This window comes from Microbacterium sp. Gd 4-13 (assembly GCF_003095395.1).
Taxonomy (GTDB): domain Bacteria; phylum Actinomycetota; class Actinomycetes; order Actinomycetales; family Microbacteriaceae; genus Microbacterium.
On sequence record NZ_QEIJ01000001.1, the window covers coordinates 640587 to 654636 of the forward strand.

Consider the following 14050-nt stretch of genomic DNA (forward strand, 5'->3'; position numbering starts at 1 on the left):
ATCTTGCCCCGAGATTCTGAACTCGCTACCGGGCCGCCGCTGTGCTGGCGTCCGCCAAACACCTGCCGGGACATCCTCCTGCGGTCGACGACGGACGAGGCTCGGTTGCTGCGGCCGCCTCGTGCCAACGTCCGCGGGCGGCGAGCGCAGAATGGATGACGGTTCGTGCCTCGCGAACGTCGTCGACCGAGGTCACGGCGATCCAAGCCCAGGCGTAGCCTGCCAGTGCAACGCTATTAGCGTCGCTCGGCTTGGCGAGATCTGCAACGGCTGCATCGACATGCCGTTGGTCCATCGTGGGGTAGAGCTCGCGCAGGGCAGTCCGTTCGTCGTCAGAGCTCACCTCCTTGAGCCGGTAGTCGTCTCCGCAGCGCCACTCGCCGATGAGGCGAAACGTGCTCGTCTCGGTCATATTCCTATTTCCCGCTCAGTTCAAACGGCCGGGCAGCCGTCGTCTGCCCTATGCGCGTTCGTGGACGGTTCGAGCGAACGCCGAAATCCCGACTCGCACCTCAGAACCCAGCGGCCGCAGGTGTTTCTGAGAACGGTCGCAGACACAGCTTGTGAAGCACGAGCCAGACGGCGTCCGGCGACTCAGCGGCTGAGATTGGAGTTGTCTCGGAACCATGGTTCTGAGACGCCCCGCTTCACCCGCCGACCGGATCCTCCGTTTCGTGTTGTTGGTGGGTGCGGCCGCCGGGACGCGCTGCTCCACGATCGAGCTTGTTCTGCAGGGCCCCGGCGGCAGAACGCTTAGCGCATGACGTGTCGATTTACCCGAGGTCTGTGCTGGCAGGACCGCAGGCGCGTCGCCGGATGACCTCGACTCTGCCGAGCTCGCACGGGGCCCGGACATCGCTGGCGAGATAGCGAGGGTGTCCGGGCCTGTTCGGGGGTCTCAGCTGTAGGGTTCGAACCAGAGGTCGAAGCGGTAGTTCCTGAGTGTGTCGTAGCCGCCACCTTCCACCGCCGCGAGGGTTCTGAAGTAGAGCTGCTCGTAATCTCCGTTACCGACGAGGTAGACGAACAGGTCATCGAAGAATTCGTCATCGAGCGGGATCTCCCAGCTCTGAGCAACGCCGAGGGAGTACTCCAAGATGGATGGCAAGCGCGAGCTCGTGAGCGACGCAGCGGGGTCCCTCCTAGCGCTGCTGCAGTTGCTTCGTGACCTCAGCCAGGGCGGTCTTGAATTCGCACTGGAAGGACTCGGTGTACCGGCCGCTGTAGACCGGAGGAAGCATGTCTCGCAAAAAATCGAGGTCTGCGGAGTAATCGTTCGCGAAGTCCGCTCCGACTGCGATCAACGCGTAGAGGATCTCGTCGGCCGGGGCAGTGGGCACGGGGCTAGGACGGTCCGTGCCGCCGTGCTTGATGAAGTGGTCGATGCCACGGATGTAGGCCGCCGCGGGCAGCATCATCTGGTTGAAGAGGTCTGGGCTGTTGTCGTTGTAATCGGTCATGACTGTTATGTGCGCGGCCGGTCAGAAAAGTGCTCACGCGGTGCCGGCGCGCGGCTGACACACTGAGACGCACCTGCTCGCCGGATCGATGCATGGGCGTCGGGCAGCGGATCTATCAGCAACGCCCATTCGCGAACAGATGCTGGTTCTGTACCCACGTCGGCGTCGCCTCTCCCGTGCCGTCGACGCCAGCCCGTCACTGCGCAACAAGAAGGACCTCATCGAGGCCTTCGTCGACTCCGTCTCTGTTGACGGCGCTGTCGACGAGGAGTGGCAGGCATTCGTCGCGGCCAACCGCGAGGACGAACTCGAAGCGATCATCGCGGATGAGCGGCTCCGGGCCGATGCCACTCACGCGTTCATCAAGACCGCATTCCGTGACGGCGCGCTGCGCACCACCGGGACCGCGATCACGAAGGTGCTTCCGCCGGCCTTCCGCTTCTCTGCCGATGGCGGTCGCGGCGAGCAGAAGCGGCGCGTGATCGAAACGCTGGGGGCGTTCTTCGAGCGATTCTTCGGGCTGGGCTCGGGCGCAGAGCTGTAGCTCGTGGCGGCGCGCCGCACGCATGCCGCGCGGGATGTCGCACCCCGCTGTGATAATCGGCCCATGGGGACGATGGCGGCGCGCACAATCGATTCGAAGGGTGCTCTCTCGTGAGGCTGGTTAAGGCGGAGGTGCGGGGTTTTGGCCGTCTCGCTGGCGGGAAGATCAATCTCGACAGCAAGGTAATCGCTGTCGTCGGCCCGAACGAGGCCGGCAAGACGACTCTCCTGAAGGCGCTCGCGTACGTCGATAACGGCGGCGCGTTGGCGCCCTTCGAACGGTCCCGTGGCATGGACGTGGCCGACGACGCCGTCGTTGTGCGCGTCCAGTATGTCCTCGACGACGATGATCGGTCGGAGGTCGAAAACTACGACCTCGAAGAAGCCCCCCGGGTGCTCTGGCTCTCCCGGACCGCCGGGACCGGCGCGACGCACCTTGCCGTGGTTCCTTCGCCGAGGAAGGCTGTCGCGCCGCTCGCCAAGGCGCTTACGGGGCTCAAGCGCATCGCTACCAAGAAGGCCTTCGCGGAACTCATCTACGTCCAGCCCGAGCCTGACGAAGACGGCAACGTCGAGCCGACCGACGAGGTTCGCGCCTTGTTGAAAGAGCGGACCGAGCAGGCCGTGAACGGCCTCACCGCCGACGTCGAGTCGGAAGGAGCGGTCGCCGCGACCGGCCGGCGCGCGGACGAGCTGCGGGCGGTCGGCGCCGATCTGGTCGCTTACGGCATCGGTCCCGGCATCTCGGGCGCAATCCGCGCCGTTCTCGATTGGCAGGACCGCGCCGATCCGACCGACGACGTCGCGAGCGATCTCCACGGCCTGACGCCGGACATCCTGCTCTTCGGCGACGAGGACCGGACGCTCGTCTCGTCGCACGCTCTCTCAGACCAGCTCGTCGCCACACCGCCGGCCTCCCTGCGCAATCTCCTCGGGATGGCCGAGCTCGACCTGAAGAAGCTCTGGGCGACTTTCACGACCGGCGACGAGGGCGAGCGGGAGACGCTCGTCGACAGCGCCAACCGCACCCTCGCCGCGAAGTTCAAGAAGGCGTGGAACCAGTCCGACATAAGCGTCGTGCTGAAGACCGAGGGCGCGGTCCTCGCGATCCGGATCCGGCAGAACGGCACTCGAATCACCCAGTTCGACGAGCGCAGCGCGGGGCTGAAGATGTTCGTGGCCCTGGTGGCGTTCCTTGACGTGCGTGGGCAGACGACGCCTCCGGTTCTTCTCATCGACGAGGCCGAGACCCACCTGCACATCGATGCGCAGGCCGATCTCGTGAACACGTTCATGACGCAGCGGCAGGCGGCCAAGATCATCTACACGACGCACTCACCCGCATGCCTGCCTCCGGATCTCGGCTCCAACATTCGGGCAGTGGTCCCCGACCCAGACCACGAGTACCGCAGCCTGATCAAGGGAAGTTTCTGGGACGGGGCGGCCGGCTTCTCGCCGCTGATGCTCGCCATGGGCGCGGGGGCAGCGGCGTTCTCGACAGCCCGTTACGTGGTACTCGCGGAAGGGGCATCCGAGATGCTCGTCCTCCCGAGCCTCATCAAGAAGGCAGTCGGTGCCGAAGACCTTGACTATCAGGTCGCGCCGGGACTGTCGGAAGTCGCGCCGGGGATGTATCCCGAGCTCGACCTCGCGGGCGCGCGGGTGGCTTACCTCGTCGACGGCGATCAGGGCGGACGCGACCGGCGTGACGCGCTGATCGCAGGAGGTGTCCCCGAGGACCGGATCGTCGTTCTGGGGGCGCTGACCCTCGAGAACCTTCTCGATCCCGCCGCCTACGCCGAGGCGTTCGGGAAGCTTCTTGCCGAGTGCAACCCCGACACTGCGCCGCCCGAGCTCCCGGAGCTGCCGGAACCGACGGCCGAGGTCTGGCCGCGTCACCTCGAACGCTGGTCGGAAGAACACGGACTGAAAGCTCCCGGCAAGCGGATCGTCGCGAGCCGTCTCGTCGAAGAAGGGCTCGCCCGGCCCAGCGGTTACGGCGCGTCGGTCCTGCGGGCGGCCCACGAGCAGCTTCGGTCCGTTCTCGGGCGCGCGGCGTCGAGTCGACGCGGATGAGCGCCGTCGGGACGCACATCCTCAGCATTCACGAGGCGATGAGCAAGAACATCGACATCCTCGCGGAGGATTGGGGCCTGCTGTCGCAGAATATGCTCCAGCAGTTCAGCCAACTGATTGAGGGCGCCGCGGTGTTCGCGCACTCGGAAGACGAATCGACAGAACGCGACTATCCCGCCATCGAGGCCGGACTCGGGCATGTGCGGTCCATGGCCAAGCTGGGTTCCCCCGCCGGTTCCACGAGACATATGGCGCCGCCAACCATGGGGGTCTCGTCGAGCGGATGTCGTGGTATGACTTCCGCAACAATGCCGCAGTCGCTCAATCCGAGTTCCACCACATTGATGGCATTTCACGCGGGGTGGCCGACGACGAGTTCGATCAGGTCGATCCTGGCAAATACCGGGCCTGTGGCGAGGGCGAGATCAAACATGATTCCTAGCGAGAGCGAATAGCATGAGCGACATCCGTCCCACACCGTTGATGATGTCACGGCGCAGAGTGTCCGCTCCTGCCGATGAGCCCCTCGACGCGACTATTAATGTCGACGAACGACGGCGTGAGGACCTGCTGGATCTCCTCGCTACGGTTGGTTTAGTCGGTCCAGCTTCCGAACAAGGCACCTCACCAGTTCTCCAGCAGTTAGTCATCTCGAAGTTCAATCCGTTCACACAGAGTAGCCTTTCGTCACAGGCACTTGTCGACAGCTGGATCTCCATCCTCGACGGAGAAGTCAACGTGACAGTTACCGACCTACTCTTTATCGAGTTCTGGGCTTCCATCGGATACTCGCAAGTCAGGCTGGCGCTGAGCGGCTCGAGCAAGCGGTTCAAATACACGCAGACACTCTTCGCGATCAGGAGGCGAGTCGCCTTCGCTTTATACGATTACGCCAAAAACCTAAACTGGCGACAACCTGTAACATTCGTCTCGGCGTTGAAAGCCGCTAGGGCGTACCTGCGAGACGCGGCCGGCCACAGCGGCGTCGGGTCCGCTAGGGACTACGGGCAATTCACCGGCAAGCTCGGCGTAGCCACTGTCCTTATCGCAGGCTTCGAAGCGATCACCGAGGAAGAGGCGCTAGAAGCCTACGAGGCAATCAGGATTTCGCTTGAATACGAGAACGACGCCACCTCGGCTCTTCCCTACTTGATCGGCGCAGCAACGCTCAACTTCGATTGCTCATCGAACTTGGAACAACTACAAGAGGCGCTCGAATTCAGCCAGACATTCGGATTGGCGAGCAAGTCTATACCGCTTCACCTTGCAGTTGCGCAAGCACAGCTGCGGATAGCGATTTGCACGGCGGACGAGAATCTTCTTAGTCGTATTTCATCCTTGGTCGCGGGAGCTGAGCAGCGCGGTCTTACAAGGGTTACAGACTTTCTCACGACCAAGATCCTCAAAGGAATCATCGACCACTTGCGAACCCGTGGCTTTACTGGTCTAGTGGCTACGCAACTGCGCGTCCCGTTTGGATACCGAACGGGGGACGACACCCACCCACTCTTGATCGCCTCCGCAAAAGAGGTCTTCGCAGAGATTCGTAATTCTCAACGGCTCGACGACCCTATGGTTGCGGAGCTTCTTGCGGATCTTGTCGTCAATTGCCGGTCGACATTAGGGATAGACGAGGTTCAGGCTTTGACCGCGGCGGTTAAATATCGAAAAGCGGACCGAGGTCGTTCTGGCGTAGGGCTCGTCCGCGCACAGAATGAACTTGAGCTTGCATCGATTGAGAGGGATCCAGAAGCACGACTGATCGCCGCTGAGAGCCTTGCCGTTATCGCGGCCGACGCCCGCTATACAGCGGCAGCCCAGATGGTCCTGGCTCACAACGTCGAGTCGTGGGGTCCACTAAAGAATGACAGCGCGCTGCGGGGGACTACGGGGCTCGTCGCCACCGCAGCAAACGGAACCGCGAGAGATCTTTGGCTACTCGCGTCGAGGTCCGCGTTGGAGAACGCGAATCTTATTAGGCGGAGCCTCGGCGGCCGGAGCAGTGTCACCACGGTTGGCGATTACTACGGCCTAGTAACCGAGACTTTCGTCTTCAAAGAGGTGCCCAAAGTTAACTACCAGAGAGGATCAGCAAGGTCGGAGCGGATCCAACGGGCTCTGGCCGGAAAGGACTTGAACGCCGAGTTTGGGGTTCCCGCCATTCTCGATGCAAAAGAGAATTCCGACAGTACCGTTGTATTGGCTCATCGATTCGTATCCGGGACGTCGCTGATGGAACTGTTTGAGACAGCAGACGCCACTGAGCGCCTTCAGCTTGCCGTGAAGGCGGCTCGCTTCCTTGGTTTGATCAACAGTATCGAAGCGGAGAATGTTTCGGCCGACGGGGTTCGCAAAACTTTGAAGAGCAAGGAGGTTGGTCGGTTCCTCAGGTCGTGTGGTGTTGAGAACTACTTGCCGGCCTTTGACAAATGGTGGGATGCAGTGAAGGGAGTCGACAATGTGACTCGAAAGGACGCGCACCTCGACAATTGGCTTCTTGGCGAGGGCGGGCGACTAATCGCGATCGATTGGGAGGCTATAGGTTGCCGGCCGGTCGGGTTCGAGTTGGCTCAGATAACGGACGATCACCCGTACTTCCCCGTCGAGGATTGGGACGTGCGCAGAACCGTCTTTGACGCCTACCTCGCCCAGATCGACCACATCGCTACAGTCGAAGAGTGCTGGCGCGCGTATAAGGCAGGAGTGCTGGCGCGTCATCTATGGGCTATCACGTCGCCTGAACGCGCGAAAAGCTTTTTCCCTGGCCAGGCTGAGACACGACTCGCTGCATATGCACGAACAGTAGGAGACGACGTGCTTGCTTCCGTCGCGAGGTCGGCACTGCAGGCGCTCCTGGACGGGCGTGGTCTCGCGGAGATCCCAGCCGCCACGAAGAATACGACCGGCAGTGGCCGTGTGCGGCTGAGCAAGAAGCTCGCGTATTTGCTTCGCCACCGCCTGGACCTCGAACGTGACGAGTCGGGCTGGGTCCAGATAGCCGCGCTGGTGGAGGTGCTGGGGAACGTATCCGACCAGGAAGTTGCGACGGTGGCAACCGACGCTCGAGAGGCGAGATTTGAGCTGCGCGGCAAGGCTATTCGTGCTCGTTACGGTCACAGCGCCGAGTTGAAGCATGAAGTCCTGTTCGACAATACGATTCCACCGGAGATGCGCCTATACCATGCCTCGCCGTGGATGTTCGCTAGCGAGATTCTCGACCTACAACGTGGTCTTCAACCGAAGAGCCGGGGAATGGTTCACCTGACCGACTCGTTCCAGGAGGCTGTTGCGAGCGGTGTCCGCGGCGGTCATCCATTAGTTTTCGAAACTGCAGCTTCGCGTCTATCACAAGTAGCACGCGCCGGGGAATTGACGTTTCTGACCCCGGATGTGCCTGCCAGCTCTCTAAGGGTCGTTCCTATGAGTTCTTACTGGACGAACGTGCCTGCACTGGGCGCCCTTGTTCCCGGCCGCAAGGATACGGATCGCCGAATCGGACAACCCGGGGGAGCAACAGTCAAGTAAGCGCGACGAACTTCACATCCGGGAAGTCCGCGCGGAGGCCGACGAACACATCGTCGGTGTCCGCGATCTTGGGGTCAGCGCGGACCTCCCGAATGTCGCTGATACCGCGCAGTGCGAAGCCCACCATGCCGCGAGCGATACTCTCGCCGAGAGCGTCCTTCTCGACGTTGAGCCGCTCGGCGCCCCTCGGGTCGTAAGCGGGACGAGTGCTGAAGTTTGGTGTGTTGGTCATGCTGGCGATGCCTGCGGCGCCCAGCAAAAGTCCCCACGACCTGCGTGTCCCGCTTGGGCAAAACCTACGCCCGACGTGCTCTCACGTTCGATCAGCGCTCTTCCCAGCGGACGTTTCTGCCCGTGCGCGCCAGATCTTTCCGAGCTCGTTGCAAGAGTCGACGGAGACCATGTGCGAGTGCTTGGTCGAGCCTTTCCGTCTTCAGACCGTGCCGGCGGGCGCCCGCGTCGCTGGCTTCATTCTCAAACTGGGAGACGCCGTGTGTAAGTGACTTTGTCAGTATTGAACCGCCAATAATGACCTAGAAGGAAGATCGCGACCTTCGGTACACCCAATCAACGTCTAGCAACGGCCGCCCGTAGGGGTACCAGAGGACGTCGTCAAGCAATGCAGGGGGTCAGGGGTTCGAGTCCCCTCAGGTCCACCAAGATACCCCCGGAGTTCCGGGGGTTTTCTGGTTCTAGGGCCCAGATAACCCCGTCACTTTCGACGCCTCAGCGGCCGGATCGAGTTTTCAGCGCCCGGGCAGCCCCGAGGTACCGCAAACGGTGCCCGGAATGCTCTGGTCGGTGACCGCGCCGGGAGCATAACGAGGACGCGAACGGGCACCGCGGGATACCCCGCAATGACCATCAGCACGGCGGTCGTGATCACGGGAGGTGAGCGCCGATGATCGGTAGCCGGCCCACGCGGCGGGGCGGTAGCCGCTCGCGCTCTCACCCCGCATCGCTCCCGCCTTTTAGCTGCTGCGTCATTCCCACGGGGTCCTCCGAGGCGGGTACGAACCCCAAGGAGGAGTAGACGCCAACCGCGTCAGGGCTGGAGAACAGGCCGACGATGGCGGAGTGCCCCGCCGTATGCCGGACCCATGTCAGTAGACGATCGACGAGCCGGGTGGCGAGGCCGTCGGCGGAGGCGTCGGGATGCACAATGACGTCCTGCACGTAGAAGTACCGACTGCCGTCGCCGACGAGGCGACCGGCGCCGAGGACATGCCCGTCGCACACGGCCACGGCCCCGTGGAGCGATCCATCGAGCGCACTCTGCATCGTGTCCCAGTCGAAGTGGTCGTCCCAGCCCACGGCCCGAGCCAGTGAACGCAGCTCCGCCACGGTGGCGACTCGTTCGACGATTGTGAATGTTCTGTCCATCAGGCTCTCCCGTTCGACCAGAGATGGGGTCCGTGCACGACCGTAGTTCGCCTCCGAGGGGCGCGCGACATCGACGCGGTGCAGGGATCGCGTCATTTCCGATGCAGCGCCGGGCCACCCCCGCGGCGCTGCCTCCCCGCGATGGCATCGGTGCTGATAGCGTCAGCCGTACGGCACCCGAATTGAGAGCCCGAACATTCAACGGAGGTGGACGGGTGAGTATGGATACATCCCTCCCCGGCGACGATCGTGCGGCTTTCTCCGAAGCGCTCGCGCGTCTCTCCGCCGCCCGGAAGGGCGATGACCTGTGCGGCCCTTTTGTGGGCGCGGCGCAGGTCTCGGGTGCCTCCATTTCCACTCTCGGTCGTCCGCTGGGGAGCGAGACCGTCTGCGCCAGCAACCGCACCGCGGCCCGAATCGACGAGATCCAGATCGATCTCGGCGAAGGACCGTGCTGGGACGCCCTGAGCGACCGACGACCGGTGCTCGAGACAGACCTTGCGCGGACGACGTCGACGAACTGGCCGAGTGCCCGGGAGGCATTCCGCCTGCTCGACGTCGGCGCGATCTACTCGTTCCCGCTCTATGTCGGCGAGCTGAGCGTCGGAGCGGTCGACCTCTACAACGACCGACCGCGAGACTTGACCGCCCGCGCGGTCGCCGACGTCACGACTCTCGCTGAAATCGCATCCCGACGGATTCTCCAGCGCGCGCTCGACGACGTCGAGCACACCGAAGACGGTCTGCCGGACGGTCCGCACTCCCGCCGTGAGATGCACCAGGCCTCAGGCATGGTCGCCGCGCAACTCGGCATCGGGGTGGAAGACGCCCTGCTCGTTCTGCGCGGGCGCGCCTATTCCACCAGCCGGACGGTGGCGCAGGTCGCCGAAGAAGTCGTCGCACGCCGTCTGAGATTCGATCTCTGAGCCGGAACGGTACCTACACTCAACTATGAGCACCCGCGAAGAGCACCTGCTGCGAACCGTGGCGAAACTGGCCGACTCGCTCGTCGACGATTTCGACATCGTCGACCTGTTGCAGCTCTTGGTCGACGACTGCACCGATATCTTCGACGCCACCGCGGCCGGCATCCTGCTGGCCGGACCTGACCGTCAACTGGAGGTCATCGCGTCCACCAGCGAGCACAGCGAGCTCATCGGACTCCTCCAGGTTCACGTCGGTGAGGGTCCCTGTGTCGAAGCCGCTCTGACCGGCGACGTCGTCTCGGTCCCCGATCTCCGGCACGTCACCGACAAGTGGCCACGATTCGCGGCCGACGCGCATCGATCCGGGTATGCCTCTCTGTACGCGATCCCCATGCGGCTGCGCGATTCGGTCATCGGTTCGCTCAACCTCTTCCGCGATCGGACCGGCGAGCTCAATCACGCCGATGCCACAGCGGCGAAGACCCTTGCCGACATCGCGACGATCAGCATCCTGCAACAGCGGCTCACCGAAGAATCCGTCATGGCTCAGAGGCAGCTGCAGAGGGCCCTGAACAGCCGGGTGGTCATCGAACAGGCCAAGGGGTATGTGTCGTTCAGCCACGACATCGATATGGACGCAGCCTTCCGGCTGCTGCGTATGCACGCTCGCTCCACCCAGTCGCCCATCAGCGCTGTCGCGGCCGAGGTGATCGCAGGCCGGCTCAAGCTCTAGCGGATGGGCTCCACCCGCGACTCGGGTGGGTTCAACGAGGAACCGTCGCCGAGCCGGGTGAGCAGGCTTATCCGGATATCGGCCGCGCGCACGCTGAACGCGCGCTGGCGTCGTCCGTATTCGGTCTTTCCTTCGACCGTCTCGATCGCCACCGGCTCGTAACCCCAGTCCCGCAGATCGTACGGTGAAGCCTGCATGTCGAGCGTGCGGATGTCTCGCGCGAGTTCGAACGCATCGAGCAGCACCTCACCCGGGACGAGAGGCCCGAGTTTGACCGCCCACTTGTAGAGGTCCATGCCGGCGTGCAGGCAGCCCGGTTGCTCGCGGGCGACCTGAAGGTCGCGGCTCAGGGGCTCATGATTGCGCGGCACCGCGGCATCGGTGAAGAACCGGTACGCGTCGAAGTGGGTGCAGCGAAGCTCGGATGCGTCGACCACGGCATCTGTCTCGGCTGCGCTCAGGCGCAGGGGGACGTCGTGTCGGGGTGTTGCGTCTCGGTAGACCATCGCCCATTCGTGGAGTCCGAAGCATCCGAAATGGGCCGGTCGCTGCGATGTCGCCCGGAGGAGGCGAGAGACGGCCGTGATCAGATCGCCGCGATCCGCACGGAACGCGTCGGTGTCGACAACGACGCCGCCGTCGCCGGAGCGATACCACCGCCACCCGGCACGTTCGTCGGCGTCGGCGAGCGCGACACCGGCACCGGGGTGCCAGCGACGTAGCACCGAGGGCTTGTACGAGTAGTAGGTGAAGAGGAAGTCGTCGACCGGGTGAGTCTCGCCGCGAGATGCCCGGGCTCGCCGTCCCGCCGTGAGGGCGTCAGCGCGTGCCGCGTGCGTCTCGGCTATCGCTCGCCACTCGTCGCCGCTCAGTACGGTCGTGGTCGCGGTCTGCTGTGTGGGGGACGTCACTCGTCGACCGGCTCGATCAGCTCCGGGGAGTTGTTGCGCACGTTGCCCACTGCCGTGGAGACGACGTGGTCGTCGAGGGTGTCGGCGACGGTGGGCGCCGCATCGATGGCGGCGTCGAGGATGTCGCCGACGTTGTCGGTCGATGGGTCGAGCCACGCGTCGGCGTAGTCGGCGTCCATGAACAACGGCATACGGTCGTGGATCGACCCCAGCCGACCGATCGAGGCGCGGGTGAGGATGGTGAAGCTCAGCATCCACCGAGCTGAATCGTCATCGGCGAGCTCGGGGTTCTTCCACCATTCGTAGAGGCCGGCGAAGAACAGAGGCGATCCGTCGGCGGGGTGGATGTAGTGGGGAACCTTGCCGTCGTCGGTCGTCTTCCACTCGTAGTAGCCCGACGCAGGCACGATGGCACGGCGCTTCTCGAGCGCCCCCCGGAACATCGGCTTGTTCTCGATCTCTTCCGATCGGGCGTTGAAGGCCTTGACGCCGATTCCCGGATCTTTCGCCCACGACGGTACGAGGCCCCAGCGCGCTGGTTCGAGCCGCCGGGTGGGCGGATCGGTCTTGACCGAATCGAGCACGATCGCCGCCGACGCCGTGGGGGCGATGTTGTACGACGGAGCGGGGAGAACGTCGTTCTCGACGTCGACGCGCAAGACCCCCACGAGTTCGGAACCGACATTGGCAACCACGAATCGACCGCACATGGTTCCACCGTAGACGGGCCCTACGACACCGTCACTTCTCGGGGTCGTCTTCCGCGGCGATGCCGACGGCCGCGAGCCGATCGAGAAGGCCCGCGCCGTCCGACGCCGTGACCCAAGGCACCTCCGCTGCGGAGTGATCGTCGACGACCGTGCGGCCACCGGCGAGCACCGCCTCGGCGGGTGAGAGCTTGCGGATCGCCACGCCGGCGACGTTCGCGGGGTGGTCGATCGCGAAACCCGTGTAGATCTCGTCGTCGTGCTGACCGTCGTCTCCGACGAGCAGCCACTGGATGTCGGGGAACTCCTCGGCCAGCCGCCGCAGGTTCGTCTTCTTGTGGTCCTTGCCGCTACGGAACCACCGGTCGTGGGTCGGACCCCAGTCGGTCAGCAGGATGGCCCCCGCGGGGTAGAGGTGACGGCGGAGGAAGCGGATGAGCGTGGGGGCGACGTTCCACGCGCCCGTCGACAGGTAGATGACCGGCGAACCCGGGTGCTCCCGCGTCAGCCGCTCGAGCATCACCGCCATGCCCGGTACGGGCTGGCGGGCATGCTCGTCGACGACGAAAGAGTTCCACGCGGCCAGGAGAGGCCGGGGGAGCGCGGTCACCATGACGGTGTCGTCGACATCGGAGACCAGGCCGAAGCGTACGCCGGAGGCCACGATGAACACCCGAGATTCGACCGGCTCGCCGTCCTCGACGGTCACCGTGATCGTCTGCCAGCCCGGTTCGAGGCGGGCCGGCAGCACAGTGTCGATGACGCCGCCGCGGTCGGCGCGCACATCGTGGCGCTCGCCCTCGATGGTGACCGTCACCTGAGCGAACGCCACGGGAACGGCCGCGAAGCTGCGCCACCCGCGGACGCTGGAGTACTCGCCGGATGAACTCTGCTTCACAGCCGGGACGATCAGGACGCGTCCGAGGACCCGTACCCACTCCTCACTGCCGTATCCGGGAAAGCCGGTCGCGGTGGGCACGAGGCCGCGCCCGCGGGCGCGACGCTCCCGCCACGAGTGGAAGCGTCGCTCGAGACGGGCGAGCCACAGGATCTTGGGGCGCTCAGGTGCGTCGGAAGGCATCGCTCTCAGTCTTTCATGCCCGCATCGTCCGCGTGCGAGGGTTCGGCCGAATCGTCGCCGAGATGCTTGCGCTCCACGCGCTCGATCACCTTCTTGCCGATGAAGATCAGCACGAGGAACACGACGATCACGGCGACGAAGATGTAGCCCGCGTAATGGATCGACTGCGACAGATCGCGATACGTGCCCGCGGCGAGGGAGGCGACCGAGATGTAGAGCGTCGTCCAGATCACGCACGCCGGCGTCGTCCAGGCGAGGAACCGCCGGTAGGAGTAGTTGCTCATGCCCACCGTGAGCGGGACCAACGAGTGCAGCACGGGGAGGAACCGCGAGAGGAAGATCGCGAGGCCGCCGCGACGTTGGAGATACCGCTCCGAGCGTTGCCAGTTCTTCTCCCCGATGCGCCGCCCCAACCGCGAGGCGCGGATGCGGGGTCCGAGGAATCGGCCGAGGGCGAAGCCGATGCTCTCACCGATGAGCGCACCGCCCACCACCGCAAACCCGAGCGCGATTGCCTCGACGGGGCCGGAGACGGCGGTGCCCGCGACGATCACCACCGTGTCGCCGGGCACCACGAGACCGACCAGCACGCTCGTCTCGAGCATGATGGCCAGGCCGGCGATGATCGTCCGCACGACGGGATCGACACTCTGCACCGTGTCGAGCAGCCACGTCAGGATCTCGTTCACGCCACGAGCCTAGAAC

Annotated in this window: 15 protein-coding genes; 6 read left to right on the forward strand and 9 right to left on the reverse strand. The window is 64.3% G+C overall.

Features of this window, described 5'->3' with window-relative positions:
• Positions 1-25 precede the first annotated feature (25 nt).
• From DEA06_RS03065 to DEA06_RS03075, 3 genes are all read right to left on the reverse strand, one after another.
• A complete protein-coding gene (locus tag DEA06_RS03065; protein WP_116646449.1) occupies positions 26-412 on the reverse strand; it encodes a hypothetical protein in 387 nt (128 codons plus the stop codon).
• Positions 413-898: 486 nt separating this feature from the next.
• A complete protein-coding gene (locus tag DEA06_RS03070) occupies positions 899-1096 on the reverse strand; it encodes a hypothetical protein (RefSeq protein WP_116646450.1) in 198 nt (65 codons plus the stop codon).
• 46 nt (positions 1097-1142) lie between these two features.
• Positions 1143-1460: a hypothetical protein gene (locus DEA06_RS03075; protein ID WP_116646451.1), complete on the reverse strand. Its 318-nt coding sequence runs from the start codon at positions 1458-1460 to the stop codon at positions 1143-1145.
• A 139-nt stretch (positions 1461-1599) separates the two neighbouring features.
• On the opposite strand from DEA06_RS03075, the gene DEA06_RS03080 reads away from it, so the two are divergent.
• From DEA06_RS03080 to DEA06_RS03095, 4 genes are all read left to right on the forward strand, one after another.
• On the forward strand, positions 1600-2004 hold the full coding sequence (locus tag DEA06_RS03080) for a hypothetical protein (RefSeq protein ID WP_240606784.1): 405 nt from the start codon (positions 1600-1602) through the stop codon (positions 2002-2004).
• A gap of 110 nt (positions 2005-2114) precedes the next feature.
• Complete coding sequence (locus DEA06_RS03085; protein ID WP_116646453.1) at positions 2115-4079, forward strand: AAA family ATPase; 1965 nt, start codon at positions 2115-2117, stop codon at positions 4077-4079.
• A complete protein-coding gene (locus DEA06_RS03090) occupies positions 4076-4534 on the forward strand; it encodes a hypothetical protein (RefSeq protein WP_116646454.1) in 459 nt (152 codons plus the stop codon). The genes DEA06_RS03085 and DEA06_RS03090 overlap by 4 nt, the downstream gene beginning before the upstream one ends.
• Position 4535: 1 nt before the next feature.
• Complete coding sequence (locus tag DEA06_RS03095) at positions 4536-7604, forward strand: RNA 2'-phosphotransferase (protein ID WP_116646455.1); 3069 nt, start codon at positions 4536-4538, stop codon at positions 7602-7604.
• Here the strand turns inward: DEA06_RS03095 and DEA06_RS03100 are convergent.
• Positions 7597-7836, reverse strand: a complete 240-nt coding sequence (locus tag DEA06_RS03100; RefSeq protein WP_133241692.1) for a hypothetical protein — start codon at positions 7834-7836, stop codon at positions 7597-7599. The genes DEA06_RS03095 and DEA06_RS03100 overlap by 8 nt on opposite strands.
• Positions 7837-8552: 716 nt before the next feature.
• Positions 8553-8987 (reverse strand): GNAT family N-acetyltransferase, encoded by a 435-nt coding sequence (locus tag DEA06_RS03105; protein WP_165817906.1) that lies wholly within the window; start codon positions 8985-8987, stop codon positions 8553-8555.
• Between the two features lie 221 nt (positions 8988-9208).
• Between DEA06_RS03105 and DEA06_RS03110 the strand changes: the two genes are divergently transcribed.
• A complete protein-coding gene (locus DEA06_RS03110; RefSeq protein ID WP_116646458.1) occupies positions 9209-9913 on the forward strand; it encodes a GAF and ANTAR domain-containing protein in 705 nt (234 codons plus the stop codon).
• Positions 9914-9938: 25 nt separating this feature from the next.
• A complete protein-coding gene (locus DEA06_RS03115) occupies positions 9939-10646 on the forward strand; it encodes a GAF and ANTAR domain-containing protein (protein WP_116646459.1) in 708 nt (235 codons plus the stop codon).
• Here the strand turns inward: DEA06_RS03115 and DEA06_RS03120 are convergent.
• From DEA06_RS03120 to DEA06_RS03135, 4 genes are read right to left on the reverse strand one after another with little or no spacing between them, the layout of a single operon-like run.
• Positions 10643-11518, reverse strand: a complete 876-nt coding sequence (locus tag DEA06_RS03120) for a 3-methyladenine DNA glycosylase (protein ID WP_116646815.1) — start codon at positions 11516-11518, stop codon at positions 10643-10645. The two genes, DEA06_RS03115 and DEA06_RS03120, sit on opposite strands and share 4 nt — an antisense overlap.
• A gap of 35 nt (positions 11519-11553) precedes the next feature.
• On the reverse strand, positions 11554-12267 hold the full coding sequence (locus tag DEA06_RS03125) for an SOS response-associated peptidase (RefSeq protein ID WP_116646460.1): 714 nt from the start codon (positions 12265-12267) through the stop codon (positions 11554-11556).
• A gap of 31 nt (positions 12268-12298) precedes the next feature.
• Positions 12299-13345: a phosphatase domain-containing protein gene (locus tag DEA06_RS03130; RefSeq protein WP_116646461.1), complete on the reverse strand. Its 1047-nt coding sequence runs from the start codon at positions 13343-13345 to the stop codon at positions 12299-12301.
• A gap of 5 nt (positions 13346-13350) precedes the next feature.
• Positions 13351-14034, reverse strand: coding sequence for a DedA family protein (locus DEA06_RS03135; protein ID WP_116646462.1), 684 nt, complete (start codon positions 14032-14034; stop codon positions 13351-13353).
• Positions 14035-14050: the final 16 nt, after the last annotated feature.

Bases quoted from the DNA above. Each gene is read 5' to 3' on its own strand.
- DEA06_RS03065 (WP_116646449.1), bottom strand. From the start codon at position 412: ATGACCGAGACGAGCACGTTTCGCCTCATCGGCGAGTGGCGCTGCGGA.
- DEA06_RS03075 (WP_116646451.1), bottom strand. From the start codon at position 1,460: ATGACCGATTACAACGACAACAGCCCAGACCTCTTCAACCAGATGATG.
- DEA06_RS03080 (WP_240606784.1), top strand. From the start codon at position 1,600: ATGCTGGTTCTGTACCCACGTCGGCGTCGCCTCTCCCGTGCCGTCGAC.
- DEA06_RS03090 (WP_116646454.1), top strand. From the start codon at position 4,076: ATGAGCGCCGTCGGGACGCACATCCTCAGCATTCACGAGGCGATGAGC.
- DEA06_RS03095 (WP_116646455.1), top strand. From the start codon at position 4,536: ATGAGCGACATCCGTCCCACACCGTTGATGATGTCACGGCGCAGAGTG.
- DEA06_RS03100 (WP_133241692.1), bottom strand. From the start codon at position 7,836: ATGACCAACACACCAAACTTCAGCACTCGTCCCGCTTACGACCCGAGG.
- DEA06_RS03105 (WP_165817906.1), bottom strand. From the start codon at position 8,987: ATGGACAGAACATTCACAATCGTCGAACGAGTCGCCACCGTGGCGGAG.
- DEA06_RS03110 (WP_116646458.1), top strand. From the start codon at position 9,209: ATGGATACATCCCTCCCCGGCGACGATCGTGCGGCTTTCTCCGAAGCG.
- DEA06_RS03115 (WP_116646459.1), top strand. From the start codon at position 9,939: ATGAGCACCCGCGAAGAGCACCTGCTGCGAACCGTGGCGAAACTGGCC.
- DEA06_RS03125 (WP_116646460.1), bottom strand. From the start codon at position 12,267: ATGTGCGGTCGATTCGTGGTTGCCAATGTCGGTTCCGAACTCGTGGGG.
- DEA06_RS03130 (WP_116646461.1), bottom strand. From the start codon at position 13,345: ATGCCTTCCGACGCACCTGAGCGCCCCAAGATCCTGTGGCTCGCCCGT.